Here is an 18,546-nt window from a genome sequence, read left to right on the forward strand (position 1 = left end):
TCCACACAATGGAACGAGCCCATGGACAACCCTTCGAGCCTGCGCGAGCGGCTCTACGTCATCGTCTTCCAGACCGACACCACGGCTGGCAGACGCTTCGACAAGATCCTCCTGCTGATCATCCTCGCCAGCCTGGTCACGGTGATCCTCGACAGCATCGACGACGTTCACCAGAACTACGCCGGGTTGCTGGCCGGCATAGAGTGGGGTTTCACGGCGATCTTCCTCGCCGAGTACATCACCCGCCTGTACTGTTCGCCCAAGCCACTGCGCTATGCATTCAGCTTCTACGGGCTGGTCGACCTGCTGGCGATCGTGCCGGGGATCATCGCCCTGTACTACAGCGACGCCCAGTACCTGCTGATCATCCGCGTGGTGCGCATGCTGCGGATCTTCCGCGTGCTCAAGCTCAGCCCGTACTTGAAGCAGGCCCATTACCTGTTGGCGGCGCTGCAGGGCAGCAAGCAGAAGATCATCGTGTTCCTGGTCAGCGTGTCGACCCTGGTGACCGTGTTCGGCACGTTGATGTACGTGATCGAAGGGCCGGAGCATGGCTTCACCAGCATCCCCAAGGGCATCTACTGGGCCATCGTCACCCTCACCACCGTGGGCTTCGGCGATATCGTGCCGACCACGCCGCTGGGGCAGGTACTGTCGTCGCTGGTGATGATCACCGGTTACTCGATCATCGCCGTGCCCACCGGCATCTTCACCGCCGAGCTGGCCAACGCCATGCGCGGCGAACAGTTGCAGCATGACTGCCCGACCTGCGCCAAGCACCACCACGAGCATGGCGCGGCGTTCTGTTCGCGCTGTGGCAATGCGTTGTTTCCCAAGCAATAGGCAGCGTCCCCAATGCAGGGCAAGCATAAGCAAAGAGCCATTTGGTCTTTAGCCACCCTAGCGCCAAACGCTATAGTCGCTGGCATATCGCCAACCCTTTGAATCAGAACAAGGAATGCCCCCAGTGAAAAAACTCTTCAGCGCCTCGCTGCTCGCCGCGGGCCTGGCCCTGGGCAACCTCGCCCAGGCCGGCCCTACCCTGCTCAACGTGTCCTACGACGTGATGCGCGACTTCTACAAGGACTACAACCCGGCGTTCCAGAAGCACTGGGAGAAGGAACACAACGAGAAGGTCAACCTGCAGATGTCCTTCGGCGGCTCGAGCAAGCAGGCGCGCGCGGTGATCGATGGCCTGCCGGCCGACGTGATCACCATGAACATGGCTACCGATATCAATGCCCTGGCCGACAACGGCAAGCTGGTGCCGGACAACTGGGTAACGCGCCTGCCGAACAACAGCGCGCCGTTCACCTCGGCCACCGTGTTCATCGTGCGCAAGGGCAACCCCAAGGCGCTGAAGGACTGGCCCGACCTGCTCAAGGACGGCGTGCAGGTGATCGTGCCCAACCCGAAAACCTCGGGTAACGGCCGCTACACCTACCTCTCGGCCTGGGGCTACGTGCTCAAGCAGGGCGGTGACGAAAGCAAGGCTCGCGACTTCGTCGGCAAGCTGTTCAAGCAGGCGCCGGTGCTCGATACCGGTGGCCGCGCCGCCACCACCACCTTCATGACCAACCAGATCGGCGACGTGCTGGTGACCTTCGAGAACGAGGCCGAGATGATTGCCCGCGAGTTCGGCCGCGACCAGTTCGAAGTGGTCTACCCGAGCGTGTCGGCCGAGGCCGAGCCGCCAGTGAGCGTGGTCGACAAGGTGGTGGCCAAGAAAGGTACCCAGGCCGTGGCCGAGGAATACCTGAAGTACCTGTGGTCGCCGGAGGCCCAGGAGATCGCCGCGAACAACTACCTGCGTCCACGTGACGCCACCGTGCTGGCCAAGTACACCGACCGTTTCCCGAAAGTCGACTTCCTGTCCGTTGAAAAAACCTTCGGCGACTGGCGCACCGTGCAGAAGACCCACTTCAATGACGGTGGTGTGTTCGACCAGATCTATACCAACAAGTAACCACACCCCCTGTAGGAGCGGGCTTGTCCCCTCCTACAGGAGCCCTGCTTTCAGGCCTGCTGACGAAACACCAGCGCCTTCAGCCCCCCCTCCGGATCCGCATCCGGAAACTCCGGCGGATTCTCCAGCCGCTCGACAAACACCAGCCCCGGCGCCTGCTCGGCCATCCCCTCGATGAGAAACTGCGGCCCGATCCCCGGATCGTTGACGCAGGCCAGTACCGTGCCGCCTTCAGTCAACAACTCCGGCAAACGCCGAAGGATCTTGGCGTAGTCCTGGGTCAGCACGAAGCTACCGCGCTGGAAGGTTGGCGGATCGATGATGATCAGGTCGTACGGCCCGTACTTGCGCACCTTGCCCCACGACTTGAACAGCTCATGCCCCAGGTACGCCACCCGCGAGGCGTCATGGCCATTGAGCCGGTGGTTGTCGCGGCCCCGGGACAGCGCCGACTTGGCCATGTCCAGGTTGACCACCTGCTCGGCGCCGCCGGCAATCGCCGCCACCGAGAAGCCGCAGGTGTAGGCGAACAGGTTGAGCACGCGCTTACCGCCCGCCTGCTCGCGCACCCAGCGCCGGCCGTAGCGCATGTCGAGGAACAGGCCGTTGTTCTGTCGCACGCCCAGGTCGAGCAGGTATTTCAGGCCATCCTCGACCACCTCGCGCTGCTGGCACGGTGCGCCCCACAGCCACTGGCCGGGGCTGTCAGGCAGGTAGCGGTGCTGCAGCAGGATGGCCTGGCCGCTCCACTGCGGGCGCTCGGCCAGTGCCATCAGCATCGCTTCAAGCTCGGCCAGCTGGCCCTCGGGCGGTTCGCGGAACAGCGCCACCAGCAACACGCCGTCGAGCCAGTCGACGGTGATCTGTTCAAGCCCCAGCCAGCAGCGGCCACGGCCATGGAACAGGCGGCGAGTCTCCTGGGGGGCGGGGTCGAGGGCGGCGAGCAGGTGCTGCTCGAGGGTGGCGATGGCTGGGCTCATGTCGGCTACGGTCAGGCAAAAGCGCCATTCTACCCGCTCGCGGCTGGGCTGGGCGGCCATCAATGAAGGGGATGAGAGGGTTTGCGGCACTTTTGTCGCTTTTTTCTTGCCGGGGCGCTGTGGATAGTGCGGCCATCCCTCCCTGAAACCGGATCACTGCCATGTCACCCCTGAAAGTCGAATTCTTCCACGATGTCGTCTGCGGCTGGTGCTTCGTCCTCGCCCCGCGCCTGAAGCAGCTGCAGGACGAACTGAACCTGGACGTGCAGCACCGCAGCTTCATCCTGCAGACCAGCCGCGAAGCTATGGTCGAGCGCTTCGGCTCGATGCCCAAGGCCAAGGAGACCATCCTCAGCCACTGGCTGTCGTGCTCGCGCGCCGAGGACGTCAAGCGCATCAACATCGAAGCCATGCGCCAGCAGGATTTCGAGTACCCCACCGGCCTGCTCGCAGGCCTCGCCTGCCAGACCGCCAAGGCACTGGGTGGCAACGAAGGCCACGAGCGCATGTTCGACCGCCTGCAGGAAGCCCACCTGGTGCAGGCCCGCAACATCGGTGACCGCGCCACCGTGCTGGCGGTGGCCGCCGAAGCCGATTTCGACCCGCTGGCCTTCGCCACGGCATTCGACCAGCAGGCCCCGCAGATGCTCGAGGAAGAGCTGGCCCAGGGCCGGCGACTGGGCATCAGTTCGGTGCCCAGCCTGGTGATCGACGGTCGCTACCTGGTCCCCGGCGCGCTGAGCCTTGAGCAACTGCGCCAGACCTTCATCCAGGTCCGTGCCAACCAGAAGCAGGCACAAGGAGCCACCCAATGAAAAGCCGTTACTGGATCGCCGCCGGCACTTCCCTGTCGCTGCTGGCCATGGCCCTGCTGCCCGCTCCGGCGGTAGTGGCCAACGACGCCCCCGCCGCCCAGGCCAACGCCACCCCGGTGGCAATCGCCCGCGTGCAGTCGGGCCCGATGCCGCAGGTGCTCAGCGCCGTCGGCACCCTGGAGGCGGTACACCAGGTCAATGTCTCGCCCGAGGTCGGCGGGCGCATCACCGCGCTGGAGTTCACCGCCGGCAAGGCCGTGGCCGCAGGCCAGGTGCTGGTCAAGCTCAACGACGCGCCCGAACGCGGCGAGCTGGCCAAGCTGCAGGCCCAGGCCAAGAACGCCAAGCTGGCCCTGGAGCGCACGCGCAAGGTGCTGCCGCTGGCCTCCACCCAGGCCCAGCTGGACCAGGCCCAGGCCAACTACGACCAACTGCTCGGCGAGATCGCCCAGGTCCAGGCGCAGATCGCGCAGAAGACCATCCGCGCCCCGTTCGCCGGTGTGCTGGGCATCCGCAAGGTCAACCTCGGCCAGTACGTCAGCCCCGGCGACAGCCTGGTGACCCTCACCGAGCTGTCGCGCCTGCACGTCAACTTCCCACTGCCCGAGCAGTCCGCCGCCGCCCTGCAGGCCGGCCAGGCCATCACCCTCAAGGTCGACGCCTGGCCGCAGCAGCGCTTTGTCGCCGCGGTCACCACCCTGGAGCCGCAGATCGACCCGGGCGCCCGCTCGATGCTGGTGCAGGCAACCCTCGACAACCCCGACCAGCAACTCAAGCCGGGCATGTTCGCCAACGTCAGCATCGAGCTGCCGAGCCACGCCGATGTGCTCAGCGTGCCAGAGACGGCGATCAGCTACAGCGCCTACGGCAACTCGCTGTACGTGCTGCGTGAGAAGGACGGCGCCCTGCGCGTGGAGCAGGTATTCGTCAAGCTCGGCGCGCGCCGCGACGACCGCGTGGTGGTGCTCGATGCGCTGACCCCGGGCGACCGCGTGGTGGTGTCCGGGCAGATCCGCCTGAGCAACGGCATGCCGGTGCGGGTCACCGACGACACCCTGGCCGCCAGCACCACGCGCAAGCCGGACCTGGCCCAGCAGTAATGGGTTTGCGTGCCACTGAAAAGGACCTGTAGCACCATGAAATTCACCGACCTGTTCATCCGCCGCCCGGTACTGACCCTGGTGGTCTGCGCGATGATCGTCATGCTTGGCCTGTTGGCGCTGCTGAACCTGCCGATCCGCCAGTACCCGCAGCTGGAAAGCGCGACCATCACCATCACCACCGAGTACCCCGGCGCCCGCTCGCAGCTGATGCAGGGCTTCGTCACCCAGCCCATTTCGCAGGCCGTGGCCTCGGTCGACGGCGTCGACTACCTGAGCTCGACCTCGACCCAGGGCAAGAGCGTCATCACCGTGCGCCTGAAGCTCAACGCCGACTCCAACAAGGCCCTCACCGAAATCATGGCCGCCGTCAACCAGGTCAAGTACCGCCTGCCCGAAGGCGCCTACGACTCGGTGGTGGCCAAGTCTTCCGGCGAAGGCACGGCGGTGATCTACGTCGGCTTCTCGAGCAAGGACATCGGCCTGCCGGCGATCACCGACTATATCTCCCGCGTGGTTCAGCCGCGCCTGGCGGCCATCGACGGCGTGGCCGAGGCGCAGATCCTCGGCGGCCAGAAACTGGCCATGCGCCTGTGGCTGGACCCGGCGCGCATGGCCGCGCGCAACCTGTCGGCCAGCGACGTGGCCGAGGCCATCCGCCAGAACAACTTCCAGGCCGCCCCCGGGCAGACCAAGGGCCAGTACGTCTCGGCCAACATCAACATCAACACCGACCTGACCAGCGTCGACCAGTTCCGCCAGATGGTGGTGCGTCGCGACGGCGACACGCTGATCCGCCTGAGCGACATCGGCACCGCCGAGCTCGGCGCCACCTCCTATGACACCAGCGGCATCATGGACGGCGAGCCGGCGGTGTTCATCGGCCTGCACGCCACCCCCGCCGGCAACCCGCTGACCATCGTCGGTTCAGTGCAGGAAATGATGCCGCAGATCCGCGAGACCATGCCGCCGGGCATGACCGCCAATATCGTGTTCGAAGTGGCGCGCTTCATCCAGGCGTCCATCGATGAAGTGGTCAAGACCCTGGTCGAGGCGGTGGTGATCGTCGCCGTGGTGATCTTCCTGTTCCTCGGCTCGCTGCGCAGCGTGCTGATCCCGCTGGTGACCATCCCGCTGTCGCTGATCGGCGCGGCGGCGATCATGAGCCTGTTCGGGTTCAGCATCAACCTGCTGACCCTGCTGTCGATGGTCCTGGCCATCGGCCTGGTGGTGGACGACGCCATCGTCGTGGTGGAGAACGTCCACCGGCATATCGAGGAAGGCAAGTCGCCTTTGCAGGCGGCCTTGGTCGGCGCCCGCGAGATCGCCGGCCCCGTGATCGCCATGACCCTGACCCTGGCCGCGGTGTACGCCCCCATCGGCCTGATGGGCGGGCTGACCGGCGCGCTGTTCAAGGAGTTCGCCTTCACCCTCGCCGGTGCCGTGGTGGTGTCCGGCGTGGTGGCGCTGACCCTGTCGCCGGTGATGAGCGCCTTCCTGCTCAACCGCCAGGCCAGCGAAGGCCCGATGGCCCGTGGCGCCGAGCGTTTCTTCCACTGGCTGGGCAACGGCTATGGCCGTTTGCTTGACGTGTCCCTGCACCACCGCTGGGTCACCCTGGCCATCGCCGTGGCGGTGTTCGTCAGCCTGCCAATCCTCTACCTCGGCGCCCAGCGCGAACTGGCGCCGGTCGAGGACCAGGCCCAGGTGCTGGCGGTGGCCAAGGCCCCGCAGTACGCCAACATCGATTACACCCAGATGTACGCGCACCGCATGGACCGCCTGTTCGCCACCTTCCCGGAAACCGACATCACCTGGGTGGTCAACGGCAACGACGGCCCGCGCACCGCGTTCGGCGGCGCCAACCTGAGCACCTGGGAAAAGCGCCAGCGCAGCGCCGACCAGCTGCAAGCCGAGATCCAGAAAGCCGTGGGCGAGATCGAGGGCGTGGCCATCTTCGCCTTCCAGCTGCCGCCGCTGCCCGGCTCCACCGGCGGCCTGCCGGTGCAGATGGTGATCCAGAGCTCCCAGGATCACCGCGTGGTGTTCGACGCCATGGACAAGATCAAGCAGGCGGCCATGGTCAGCGGCCTGTTCGCCGTGGTCGACTCCGACCTGGACTTCAACAGCCCGCTGGTCAACATCAACATCGACCGTAGCAAGGCCAACGACCTGGGCATCAGCATGCAGGCCATCGGCGACGCCCTGGCGGTGCTGGTGGGCGAGAACTACGTCAACCGCTTCGCCCTCGACGGCCGCTCCTACGACGTGATCCCGCAGGTGGCACGGGCCCAGCGCCTGTCGGCGGAAATGCTGGTCGGCCAGTACGTCAAGGCCGCCAACGGCGCCCAGGTGCCGCTGTCGACCCTGGTCAGCTTCGACATGTCGATCGAGCCCAACAAGCTGACCCAGTTCAACCAGCTCAACTCGGCCACCCTGCAGGCGGTGCCGGCGCCGGGCGTGAGCATTGGCGACGCGGTGCAGTTCCTTGCCGCCCAGGCCAATGCCCTGCCCACCGGCTTCAGCCATGACTGGCTGTCCGATGCCCGCCAGTTCGTCCAGGAAGGAAGTGCCCTGGTGGTGACGTTCATCTTCGCCATCCTGGTCATCTACCTGGTGCTGGCCGCGCAGTTCGAAAGCCTGCGCGACCCGCTGGTGATCCTGGTCAGCGTGCCGATGTCGGTGTGCGGCGCGCTGATCCCGCTGTACCTGGGCTACGCCACAGTGAACATCTACACGCAGATCGGCCTGGTGACCCTGGTCGGCCTGATCAGCAAGCACGGCATCCTCATGGTCGAGTTCGCCAACGAGCTGCAGCAGGCCGACCAGCTCGACCGCCGCACGGCCATCGAGCGCGCCGCGCAGATCCGCCTGCGGCCGATCCTGATGACCACCGCGGCCATGGTGGTGGGCCTGGTGCCATTGCTGCTGGCCAGCGGCGCCGGCGCCCACAGCCGCTTCAGCCTGGGCCTGGTGATCGTCATCGGCATGCTGGTCGGCACCCTGTTCACCCTGTTCATCCTGCCCACCGTGTACTCGCTGCTGGCCAAGGACCACCGTGCCAGCGAAGACCCACGCCTGCAGGAATTGGCCGCCTACACCCAGCCGGCCTGACCCCTTAGCCCGCCCTCCCCTGTGGCAGCCATGACCGGCTGCCCCTGGGAGCGGCCGGCCCGAATAAAGAGAAACGACATGCTACGTAAGACCCTTCTGCCCCTGCTGCTGCTGGCGCCCCTGGCCCAGGCCGTTGCCGCCGAGCGTGCGACGCTGATGTCGGTGTACGCCCAGGTGGTCGAGCACAACAGCGACATGGCCGCCGCCCGCGAGAACTACCTGGCCCGCCGCGAGGCCGTGCCCCTGGCCCGCGCCCGCCTGCTGCCGCAGGTGGCCCTGGATGCCGAGGCCGGCGACGTCCGCAGCGACCGCCGCCAGGTCGAGCAGCGCAGCGGCAGCCTGTACCGCCTGAGCCTCGACCAGCCGTTGTTCGACCTCAGCCGCTGGTTCGACTACAAGGCCGCGCAGTCCGAGAACGAACAGGCCGAACTGGACTTCTCGGCATTCCAGCAGCAGTTGATCCTCGACACCGCCAGCAGCTACTTCGACACCCTGCTGGCCGAGGACAACCTGGCCACCGCCAAGGCCGAGCTGCGCGCCTTCGACCGCCAGCTGCAGCAGACCCGGCTGAGCTACGACGCCGGCCTGTCCGACCAGAACGACATGCTCTCGGCCCAGGCCAGCTTCGACCGCGCCAGCGCCAACCTGATCGACAGCCAACGCCGCAGCGAGGACGCCTACCAGGCACTGATGCGCTTGGCTGGCCAGGCGCAGCCGGCATTGGCCGGGATCCGCCACAGCCTGCCGGTGCAGGCGCCGGTGCCCGAGCGCGCCGAGGCCTGGGTCGAACAGGCCATGGCGCAGAACCTGCGCCTGCGCGCCAGTCAGGCCGCCGTCAGCCAGGCCGGCCAGACCCTGCGCAGCAGCAAGGCCGATCACCTGCCGACGTTCAACCTGGCCGTGGGCTACGCCGAGGGCGACAGCGACCTGATGGATTCCAGCGCGCACTTCGGCCAGCGCTCCGGCAACCAGCGCGACAGCTCGGTGATGGTGCAGATGAAGCTGCCGCTGTTCAGCGGCGGCGGCACCAGCGCGCGGGTGCGCCAGGCCACCCATGAGCTGGCGCGCACCGAGCACGGCCGCACCAGCCTCGAACGCGAGGTGCTGGAAGGGTCGCGCAACGCCTTCCGCGCGGTGGTCAGCGATGTCGAGCAGGTGCGCGCGCGGCGCCAGAGCATCATCTCCAGCCAGGGCTCGTTGCGGGCCACCGAGGCGGGGTATGAGGTGGGCAGCCGCAACATCGTCGATATCCTCGATGCCCAGCGCGACCTGTACAACGCGGTGCGCGACTACAACGTCTCGCGCTATGCGTACATCGTCGACAGCCTGCGGCTCAAGCAGCAGGCTGGCAGCCTGAGCCCGGAGGACCTGCGCGAATTGGCGGGGTATCTGAAGCTGGATTACGAGCCGGAGCGGGATTTCCTGCCGAGTGATTTGCGCGGGTGAGTTTTTGAGTATGACGGGAGTGTTGTTGCGCCCTTGAGATCGAGCGCCGCGCAGGCGGCGCTCGGTCTCAAGGGCGCTGCACCACTACCGGCGAACACCTCGAATAGCGTGCGCGCAAGCCATCACCCCGGCCGATACTCCCGGCACCGCTCCCGCAGTATCTGCGCCAGCAAGCGCACCTCGGGACTGTGCCGGTACTCCTCGGGATACCCCATGTACATCGGCACCTCCCGCTCCCGCTGATGCTGCAGGTTGACCCGCACCAACCGCCCTTGCGCCAACCCCTGCTGCACCCGGTGCTCCGGCAGCCAGGCAAAGCCCATCCCCCGCTCGACGAAGCTCTCGGCCGCCGCCAGGCTGCTCACCGTCCAGCGCTGCGAGGTCCCCAGCCAGCCGCTGTTCTGCGAATTGCGCGTGCCGGAATCGCGGATCACCACCTGCCGGTGGTTCTTCATGTCGTCCAGGCTCAACTCCCCCTGCGCCGCGCTCAGCGGGTGGCTGGCTCCCACCACGCAGATCAACGAGACATTCAGCAAGAACTCCTGCAGATACCCCGAGGGCAGGCTGCTGGCGATGCCCAGCTCGACCTTGCCGTCTTCGAGCAGCTCGCGGGCCCCGGACAACGCCGTCTCGTACAGGCGGATACGGTGATCCTTGTACTCCAGGGCAAACTCCTGCAATGCCTGCTGCAGCAATTCGATGGGGAACAGCACATCCACCGCCAGCGCCTGTTCGGTGAACAACCCCGGCTGGTACTGGTTGGCCAGGTGCTCGAGCTTCTGCGCCGCGCCCAGCAGGTGCTTGGCCTGGGGCAGCAGCGCCTTGCCCAGCGAGGTGAGCACGGCCTTGCGCCCTTCGATGATGAACAGCTCCTGGCCCAGGAGCATTTCCATGCGGTTGACCGAATGGCTGATCGCCGACTGAGACTTGTACATGTGCTCGCCGGCCTGCTGGAAACCGCCGCACTCGACCGTGCAGACGAACGCGCGCCACTGATCGAGACTGATCTTGGAAAACACCATCACCTCCTTGTGTGCCCGAAAACCGGGCGACGAATCCGTTGTCCTGCGGCGTTGTACCACAGCTGCCGCCAACACATGAAGACCGTGCCGTGATGCACGCACTTTTTGTCACTATTCGCCCAGGCCGCTTCGTGCGACAACAACGTCCCGCACAGTGCCTGGCACTAATGGATGAATAATGGACAAGGAGCGTCCCCCATGCAGATATGCACAAGCGATACGGCATAAAACAATAGCCGGAACAACACGGCAAAATAAAAGGCGATAACGCCATAAAATTTTCATATTAAGATAATTGAAAATTTTAATTGCCATATTGTTCGACAATCCCTTCCCAAGCCTTTTATGAAAGCCGCGTGACAGCACGGGGCCTGCGCCTGCGCGCAAAAAAATGCATAACTTAATAGCCAAGAAAACCATGAACAGGCGTCATCAATCCCATCGGAATTATTCGCTTTTTTTGGCAAAAGCTTCAGCCGCAATAATTAAATGGCCAGCAGGGACTGGCACCGGAACAACAAGACCGGTTGTGTATTTTGGGATTTTTTCAACAGTGAAAAATAATTGGGCATACACATGAAAATCGGCATTGATGATATTGGGCTGTCTGTACCGCAACACTTTTTCGCACTGGAAGAACTTGCCGAACGGCACGGTATCGACCCGCAGAAATACCTGGTCGGCATCGGCCAGGAGTTCATGGCCGTACCGGCCCCGGACGAAGACATCGTGACCCTGGCGGCCAACGCCGCCCTGCCGCTGCTCGATGACGCCAGCCGCGCCTCGATCGCCACGGTGATCCTCGCCACCGAGAGCGGCATCGACCAGTCCAAGGCCGCCGGCCTGTTCGTCCACAGCCTGCTCGGCCTGCGCGCCGACTGCCGCGTGGTGGAGTTCAAGCAGGCCTGCTACGGCGCCACCGCCGGCTTGCAGATGGCCCGTGCGCTGGTCGCCCAGCGTCCGCACGAAAAGGTGCTGGTGATCGCCACCGACATCGCCCGCTACGAGCAGAACTCCGAGGGCGAATGCACCCAGGGCGCCGGCGCCGTGGCCATGATCGTGGCCGAGAACCCGCGCCTGCTGGAGCTGCACCCGCACCAGGGCCGCTACAGCCTGGACGTCTCGGACTTCTGGCGGCCGAACCTGCGCAGCACCGCGCTGGTCGACGGCAAGCTGTCGATCGAGGTCTACCTGGAGTCGCTGCGCAACGCCTGGCAGAGCTACCGCGCCGACGGCGGCCTGGGCCTGGAAGACATGAGCTTCCTGTGCTTCCACCAGCCGTTCACCAAGATGGCGAAGAAAGCCTTCTCGGTGTTCGAGGCTATCGAACCCGAAGCAGCCAAGGCCCTGGGCGAGAAGGCCTACTCCACCAGCCAGCTGTACGGCAAGGCCATCGGCAACTGCTACACCGCCTCGCTGTACATCGCCCTGCTGTCGCTGCTGGACAACAGCGACGAGGACCTGACCGGCCGCAACATCGGCCTGTTCAGCTACGGTTCGGGCAGCGTCGGCGAGTTCTTCAGCGCCACCGTGGTGCCGGGCTACCAGGCCCATTCGCGGCGCAAGGCGCATGCGCGCATGCTGGCCAGCCGCACCCGCCTGGGCCATGAGCAGTACAGCACCTGGTTCTACGGCGACAACCACCCGGCCGTGGCCGACTACAGCACGCCGTACGTCACCGGCGGCGCCTTCCGCTACGGCGGTTGCGAGGGCTATCGCCGTCAGTACGAGAGCACCGCCCTGTCCCTGAAGATGGCGAGCTGACGACCATGAGCGACGTGCTGCTGAGCTGGCCGCAACCTGCGGTCGCCTGCCTGACCCTGAACCGTCCGCATGCCGGCAACGCCCTCGACGAGGCCCTGCTCGGGGCCTTGCACGAGCAGTTGCAGGCCCTCGCCGAGCACCCCGGGCTGCGCGCCCTGGTGCTCGACGGCGCCGGCGAGCACCTGTGCACCGGGGCGGACCTGGAGTGGATGCGCCGCAGCCGTGAGTTCGACCATGCGCGCAACCTGGAGGACGCCAGCCTGCTGGCCAACGTCCTGCAGCGCCTGGACGACTTCCCGGTGCCGGTGCTGATGCTGGCCCGCGGCGCGGTGTTCGGCGGGGCCTTGGGCCTCTTGTGCTGCGCCGACCACGTGCTGGCCGCCGAGGATGCGCGCTTCTGCTTCAGCGAGGCGCGCCTGGGCCTGGCCCCGGCCTTGATCAGCCCCTACGTGGTGCGCGCCATGGGCGTGCGCCAGGCACGGCGCTACATGCTCTCGGCCGAGGTGTTCGGCGCCGAGGACGCGCTGCGCCTGCAGCTGGTCCACCGCCTGGTGCCCGCCGCCGAGCTGGAGCAGGCCCGCGACCGCTGGCTGGCCACCCTGCTGCAGACCGGCCCCCAGGCCAGTCGCGAGATCAAGCAGATGCTGGCGCGCCTGGCAGGCCGCGACCACCTGCTCGACGAGCAGGGTTGCAACCTGCAGCTGATCGCCCGCCTGCGCACCTCCAGCGAGGGCCAGCACGGTCTTGCCGCCTTTTTCGAACGCAGCCGCCCCGACTGGGCGCAATGAACCCTGGGTGCGCGGACCACGAAGCCCGCGCCGTTCCGGCGTCGCCGACGACGCCCGACCTATGAGAAAAGGATTTTGCCATGTGTGGTTTCATCGGTGTCTACCAGTCCAAACGCAACAGCATCAGCGACCAGTCGATCCTCGACGCCCTGGCCGCCATCAACCACCGCGGCCCGGACGAGCACAGCCTGTGGCGTGACCCGGGCGAGCGCGCCGTGCTCGGCCATACCCGCCTGAGCATCATCGGCCTGGACAACGGCATGCAGCCGATCGTCGCCGACGAAGGCGACCTGGCGGTGATCGTCAACGGCGAGTTCTACGACCACGAGCGCATCCGCGCCGAGCTGCAGGCCGAAGGCGCGATCTTCAAGACCGCCTCGGACAGCGAGATCGCCCTGCACCTGTACCGCCGCTCCGGCATGGCCGGGCTCAAGGAGCTGCGCGGCGAGTTCGCCATGGTCCTGTTCGACCGTCGTCGCCGCCTGATGCTGGCGGTGCGCGACCGCCTGGGCATCAAGCCGCTGTTCTACACCCAGCACGAAGGCAACTGGTACTTCGCCTCCGAGATCAAGGCCCTGCTGGCCGCCGGCGTCAACCCGACCTGGGACGAGAACGCCTATGCCAGCCGCGCCTTCTACCTGCGCGACCACACCTTGTTCGAAGGCGTGCGCAGCGTGCAGCCGGGCTGCTGGGTGATGGTCGACCACGGCGGCCTGCACAGCGGCCGCTACTGGGACATGGAATTCGCCCGCCGCGACACCCCGGCGCCGAGCGACGAGGCCGGCATGATCGAATCCGTGCGCGCCGCCATCGAAGAAGCCGTGCGCCTGCGCCTGCGCGCCGACGTGCCGATGGGCGTGTACCTGAGCGGCGGCATCGACTCCTCGGCGATGCTGGGCATGGCTACCGCCCTCAAGGGCGAGCCGCTGGATGCCTTCAACCTGTCGTTCACCGATATGGACGACTACGACGAGAACCGTTTCGCGCGCATGGCCGCCGAGCACAACGGCGCGCGCTTCCACACCATCGAGATCACCCAGGACGACCTGGCCGACAACTTCGAGCAGGCGGTGTGGCACAACGAGACGCCGTTCTTCAACGCCCACGGCGTGGCCAAGTACATCCTCAGCAAGGAAGTGCGCAAGGCCGGCCTGAAGGTGGTGCTGACCGGCGAAGGCGCCGACGAAGTGTTCGCCGGCTACCCGCACTTCCGCCGCGACATGCTGCTGTACAACAACGAACAACAAGACCCGAAAGTCATCGACCTGCTGCGCCAGCGCATCCAGGCCAACGAGCAGGGCTACACCAACGCGCACATGCCCCACGACATCCACTGGATGGTCGACCAGCTCAAGCACGGCGTGTCGTGGCTGGACAACCAGGCCGGCTGGTTCAAGGCCCTGGAGAGCCTGTACCGCGGCGACTTCCGCGACCACTTCACCGGCGTCGACCCGTACCGCCAGTTCTTCGACCGTCTCGACCACGGCAAGCTCGCCGACCGCGACCCGGTGCACAACTCCATGTACCTGTGGGCCAAGTCGTACCTGCCGAACTTCGTCCTCACCACCCTGGGCGACCGCATGGAGATGGCCAACAGCATCGAAGGCCGCGTGCCGCTGCTCGACCACCACGTGGTCGAACTGGCCTGCCAACTGCCGGTGTGGATGAAGGTGCGCGGCGCCACCGAGAAGTACGTGTTCCGCGAAGCCATGCGCCCTTACCTGCCCAAGGCCCTGTACGAGCGCAAGAAGCACTACTTCCGCGCGCCGCCGGCCACCCTGCAGCAGCAAGGCCGACTGTGGCAACTGGTGCAGGACACCCTGCACAGCCGTGACCTGGACGCGCTGCCGTTCTTCGATGCGGCCAAGGTACGCAGCCTGCTCAAGCAACTGCCGACCCTCAGCGCCCAGGAACAAGGCCTGCTCGACCCGATGCTGATGGAGCTGACCAGCCTGTGCCTGCTGCAGCGCCGCTACCGCATGAGCGGCCAGAGCTGGAACACCTTGAGCGAGGTGGCCGCATGAAGATCGCGATCATCGGCGCCGGCCTCAATGGCTTGGCCTGCGCCCTGATTCTCAAGCGCTTCGGCCTCGAGGCCACGGTGTACGAGCGGGCCCATGGCCCGCGCGACTCGGGCACCGGCATCTACGTCTGGCCCCAGGGCGTGCAGGTGCTGCGCTTCCTGTTCAACGACACCGGTTTCATCGGCCGCGGCAAGGCCATCGAGTTCCTCGACACCCATGGCCGCGACGGTCGCCTGATCCACAGCCAGCCGGTACGCCCGGACGGCCTGGGGATCCCGGCGCCGGCGGTGATGTTCCCGCGCCCCGAGCTGTTCGGCCTGCTGCGCGAACGCCTGGCGCCGGGGCAGATCCGCTACCAGATGGGTTGCGAGAAGGTGGAGAAGGTCGGCGAACAGGCGCGGGTCACCTTCAGCAACGGCGAGCAGGAAGACTTCGACCTGGTGATCGGCAGCGACGGCGTCGGCTCCACCGTGCGCCAGTGCCTGGAGCCAGGGCTGACGCCCTATGACACGGGCCTGGTGGCCAGCCGCGGCATGGTCGAGTTCGACTCGCCGCTGCTGCTGCCCGACCGTTGCCAGATCTTCGCCTCGGAGTTCTCGCGGGTGGTCACCTACCCGCTGGCGGCCGACCGTCCGTACCGCTACTGGTTTGCCGCCTACCAGCACCGCAACCAGCCGCTGCTCGACCGCGACGGCCTGGTGCGGCTGTTCGCCGACCTGCCGCCGGATGTGGTGCGGATGATGGAAGCCACCGAGCACGAGCAGATCCTCACCCACAAGATGATGGCGCTGACCGGAGCCGGCTGCTGGCAGAACGGCCGCGTGGTGATGCTCGGCGACAGCATCCACGCCATGCTGCCGACCCTCGGCTACGGCCTGACCCTGGGCCTGGAGAACGCCTTCATGCTCGCCCAGGCCCTGGTCGGCTGCTGCGACGAGCGCCTCGACAGCGCCCTGCAGCGCTACGAGATCCGCGCCGCCGAGCGTTCGCGGGTGATGCTGGAAGTGATGCGCGACATGACCGACCTGTACTACTTCGAGGAAGACAGCGCCATGACCTCGTCGCGGATCCGGCCAATCGTCGAACGCTTCCACGACCTGGCCCTGACCACGGTGTTCTGAGGAGGCCGCCATGACCGACGCATACCGCCAGCGCTTGCAGGCCTTCGTCAGCGAGCGCATCACGCCGAACGTGGCGGCCTGGGAGCAGCTCGGCGCCTACCCCGCCACGCTCAACCGCGAGGCCGGCGCCGCCGGCCTGCTCGGCCTGGGCCATGACCACCGCCAGTTGCCGGACGACCCGCGGGCCGTGGCGGTGCTGATCGAGGAGCTGACCCGCAGCGGCGCCCAGGGCATCACCATGGGCCTGGGCTCGCACTTCGTCAGCCTCAAGGCAGTGCAGGCCACCGGCCACCCGATCGTCCACGACCTGGTGCCGGCGGTGCTCGACGGCCGCCAGAGCATCGCCCTGGCGATCACCGAGCGCCAGGCCGGCTCCGACCTGCGCGCCCTGGAGTGCCGGGCCACGCGCCAGGCCGATGGCTACCGGCTGAACGGGCACAAGGCGTTCATCTGCAACGCCACCCGTGCCGACTGGCTGCTGATGGTCGGCCACTGCGAGGACGGCCTGGCGCTGTTCCTGGTCGAAGGCTCCGCCGCCGGCATCCGCCACACCCCGCGCCAGGCCTTGGGCTGGCGCTGCCTGCCGCTGGCCGACCTGGAGCTTGTCGACGTGCCAGCGCTGCGCCTGACCGGCAAGGGCGGCGTCGGCCGCCTGCTGCAGGCCAGCCTGCAGCAGGAGCGGCTGAACCTGGCGGTGATGGCCATCACCAGCGCCGACATGGCCCTGCAGGCCGCCATCGACTGGTGCAAGAGCCGCAAGGTCGGCGGCAAGGCACTGTTCGACAAGTCGGTGATCCGCCAGCGCCTGGCCGAGCACTACGCACAGCTGACGGTCAGCCGCCAGTTCGTCGACACCTGCGTGGCCCGCCAGGCCGAAGGCACCCTGGACGCGCACCAGGTCGCCATCGCCAAGAACAGCGCCGTGCAGACCCTGGAAACCCTGGCCCGCGACGCCGTGCAACTGCATGGCGCCCACGGCTGCGTCGAGCCCTCGCTGGTCGAACGCATCCACCGCGACGCCCGCCTGCTGGCCATCGGCGGCGGCACCCACGAAATCATGCTGGAAATCATTGCCCGGCACCTGTGAAGGATCACACCATGAGCACCATCAGCGACCACGCCGCCGCGCACTCGCGCGCGCTGCTCGAACACGCCTACCAGCGCTACTGCGGGCTGGAGATGCTGGAACAGTCCCCCGGCCAGTGCACCTGCCGGCTGACCGTCAACGCCGACATCGACAACCTGAGCCAGACCCTGCACGGCGGGGTGATCTACTCGATGCTCGACGTCACCAGCATGCTCGCCACCCTGCCCTTGCTGGGGCCCGACGAGTACGCCCTGACCAACAGTTTCAACACCCTGCTGCTGTCGGCCACGCCGCGCGACACCGAGGTGCTGTTCCACGCCAAGGTGATCCGCGACGGCCGCAACCTGATGTTCACCCAGGCCGAGGCCTGGCGGATCAATGCCGACGGCAGCCAGACCCGCATCGCCAGCGCGCAGCTGAGCAAGTTCAGGCTCAAGCGGGAGTGGTGAAGGCGTAATCGCACATCACCTTCATTCGCGGGGCAAGCCCGCTCTCACACCCTCTGTGAGAGCGGGCTTGCCCCGCGCTCGTTTCCATGCGCTCTTTTCAACGCAAAGCCCCTCCCGATACATGACAACCTTAAGGGTAAAACCCTGATTATCTGCGCTTTTCACTCCCGCCCGATTGCTCAAGACTGCATGCCACACACATCACAGAAAGGATTCGCGCAATGAATCACAAGGTCCTGGTCATCCGCTCCTCGATCAAGTCCGACGGCGGCTTCTCCGGCCAACTGGTGGACAACTTCCTCAAGCAGCTCAAAGAGGTCAACCCCGAAGCTTCGGTGGCGGTGCGCGACCTGCACGCCCAGCCCATCCCGCACCTCAATGCGGTGACCATGGACGCCCTGTTCGGCGGTGACGCCAGCAGCATCGAGGCGGCCGCGGCGCTGAAGCTGTCCAACGAGCTGATCGAAGAAATCCAGGAAGCCGACCGCGTGGTGATCGGCCTGCCGCGCTACAACTTCGGCGCACCGTCGATCCTGCACACCTGGGTCGACTACATCGTGCGTGGCGGCGTCACCTTCACCTATGTCGACGGCGCCCCGGTCGGGCTGCTCGACGACAAGCCGGTGCACGTGCTCAACGCCAGTGGCGGCATCTACAGCCAGGGCACCGACACCCTGGCCGGCTGGCTGTCGCAGACCCTGGGCTTCGTCGGCCTGAACAGCGTCGAGTTCATCTACGCCGAAGGCCTGGGCATGGGCGAAGAGAGCCTGGCCGCGGGCCTGGCCGCCGCCAACCTGAAGATCCAGCACAGCATCGCCGCCCTCGGCGAGCGCCCATGCCCAAGCCTGGCCACCGCAGTAGGGAGATAAG

General features: G+C 66.4%; 15 protein-coding genes. 13 read left to right on the forward strand and 2 right to left on the reverse strand.

Features of this window, described 5'->3' with window-relative positions; genetic code table 11:
* Positions 1 to 21: 21 nt before the first annotated feature.
* Positions 22 to 843 carry an ion transporter gene (locus C3F42_RS07225; protein ID WP_104444225.1) on the forward strand — a complete coding sequence of 274 codons (822 nt, stop codon included), beginning with the start codon at positions 22 to 24 and terminating at the stop codon, positions 841 to 843.
* A 124-nt stretch (positions 844 to 967) separates the two neighbouring features.
* Entirely contained in the window at positions 968 to 1,966 is a 999-nt protein-coding gene (locus C3F42_RS07230) for a sulfate ABC transporter substrate-binding protein (RefSeq protein WP_104444226.1), read from the forward strand.
* A gap of 50 nt (positions 1,967 to 2,016) precedes the next feature.
* Here C3F42_RS07230 and C3F42_RS07235 read toward each other — a convergent pair whose 3' ends face one another.
* Complete coding sequence (locus C3F42_RS07235) at positions 2,017 to 2,946, reverse strand: class I SAM-dependent methyltransferase (RefSeq protein WP_094010757.1); 930 nt, start codon at positions 2,944 to 2,946, stop codon at positions 2,017 to 2,019.
* Positions 2,947 to 3,107: 161 nt separating this feature from the next.
* Here C3F42_RS07235 and C3F42_RS07240 point away from each other — a divergent pair, with 161 nt between their 5' ends.
* The 4 genes from C3F42_RS07240 to C3F42_RS07255 all read left to right on the forward strand — a co-directional run bounded on the left by C3F42_RS07240 (position 3,108) and on the right by C3F42_RS07255 (position 9,421).
* Entirely contained in the window at positions 3,108 to 3,761 is a 654-nt protein-coding gene (locus C3F42_RS07240) for a DsbA family protein (RefSeq protein WP_052062185.1), read from the forward strand.
* Positions 3,758 to 4,861: an efflux RND transporter periplasmic adaptor subunit gene (locus C3F42_RS07245; protein ID WP_052062184.1), complete on the forward strand. Its 1,104-nt coding sequence runs from the start codon at positions 3,758 to 3,760 to the stop codon at positions 4,859 to 4,861. Before C3F42_RS07240 ends, C3F42_RS07245 begins: the two co-directional genes overlap by 4 nt.
* A gap of 36 nt (positions 4,862 to 4,897) precedes the next feature.
* Complete coding sequence (locus C3F42_RS07250; RefSeq protein ID WP_104444227.1) at positions 4,898 to 7,975, forward strand: MexW/MexI family multidrug efflux RND transporter permease subunit; 3,078 nt, start codon at positions 4,898 to 4,900, stop codon at positions 7,973 to 7,975.
* 78 nt (positions 7,976 to 8,053) lie between these two features.
* Complete coding sequence (locus tag C3F42_RS07255; RefSeq protein ID WP_104444228.1) at positions 8,054 to 9,421, forward strand: TolC family outer membrane protein; 1,368 nt, start codon at positions 8,054 to 8,056, stop codon at positions 9,419 to 9,421.
* Between the two features lie 122 nt (positions 9,422 to 9,543).
* On the opposite strand, the gene C3F42_RS07260 is transcribed toward C3F42_RS07255, so the two are convergent.
* Positions 9,544 to 10,440 (reverse strand): LysR family transcriptional regulator, encoded by an 897-nt coding sequence (locus tag C3F42_RS07260; protein ID WP_158659540.1) that lies wholly within the window; start codon positions 10,438 to 10,440, stop codon positions 9,544 to 9,546.
* Between the two features lie 579 nt (positions 10,441 to 11,019).
* Between C3F42_RS07260 and C3F42_RS07265 the strand changes: the two genes are divergently transcribed.
* The 7 genes from C3F42_RS07265 to C3F42_RS07295 all read left to right on the forward strand — a co-directional run bounded on the left by C3F42_RS07265 (position 11,020) and on the right by C3F42_RS07295 (position 18,545).
* Positions 11,020 to 12,207 carry a hydroxymethylglutaryl-CoA synthase gene (locus tag C3F42_RS07265; RefSeq protein ID WP_038705691.1) on the forward strand — a complete coding sequence of 396 codons (1,188 nt, stop codon included), beginning with the start codon at positions 11,020 to 11,022 and terminating at the stop codon, positions 12,205 to 12,207.
* A gap of 5 nt (positions 12,208 to 12,212) precedes the next feature.
* A complete protein-coding gene (locus tag C3F42_RS07270) occupies positions 12,213 to 12,995 on the forward strand; it encodes an enoyl-CoA hydratase-related protein (protein WP_081941215.1) in 783 nt (260 codons plus the stop codon).
* Between the two features lie 80 nt (positions 12,996 to 13,075).
* The gene (gene asnB / locus C3F42_RS07275; protein WP_094010623.1) at positions 13,076 to 15,019 is read left to right on the forward strand and encodes an asparagine synthase (glutamine-hydrolyzing); all 1,944 of its coding nucleotides are present in this window, start codon (positions 13,076 to 13,078) and stop codon (positions 15,017 to 15,019) included.
* Positions 15,016 to 16,140, forward strand: a complete 1,125-nt coding sequence (locus C3F42_RS07280) for an NAD(P)/FAD-dependent oxidoreductase (protein ID WP_038705689.1) — start codon at positions 15,016 to 15,018, stop codon at positions 16,138 to 16,140. Before asnB ends, C3F42_RS07280 begins: the two co-directional genes overlap by 4 nt.
* 10 nt (positions 16,141 to 16,150) lie before the next feature.
* A complete protein-coding gene (locus C3F42_RS07285) occupies positions 16,151 to 17,227 on the forward strand; it encodes an acyl-CoA dehydrogenase family protein (protein WP_104444229.1) in 1,077 nt (358 codons plus the stop codon).
* Positions 17,228 to 17,238: 11 nt separating this feature from the next.
* On the forward strand, positions 17,239 to 17,676 hold the full coding sequence (locus C3F42_RS07290; RefSeq protein ID WP_104444230.1) for a PaaI family thioesterase: 438 nt from the start codon (positions 17,239 to 17,241) through the stop codon (positions 17,674 to 17,676).
* Between the two features lie 221 nt (positions 17,677 to 17,897).
* A complete protein-coding gene (locus C3F42_RS07295; protein ID WP_051555769.1) occupies positions 17,898 to 18,545 on the forward strand; it encodes an FMN-dependent NADH-azoreductase in 648 nt (215 codons plus the stop codon).
* The last annotated feature ends 1 nt before the right edge of the window (position 18,546 follow it).

This window comes from Pseudomonas sp. PONIH3 (assembly GCF_002934345.1).
GTDB classification, from domain to species: domain Bacteria; phylum Pseudomonadota; class Gammaproteobacteria; order Pseudomonadales; family Pseudomonadaceae; genus Aquipseudomonas; species Aquipseudomonas soli.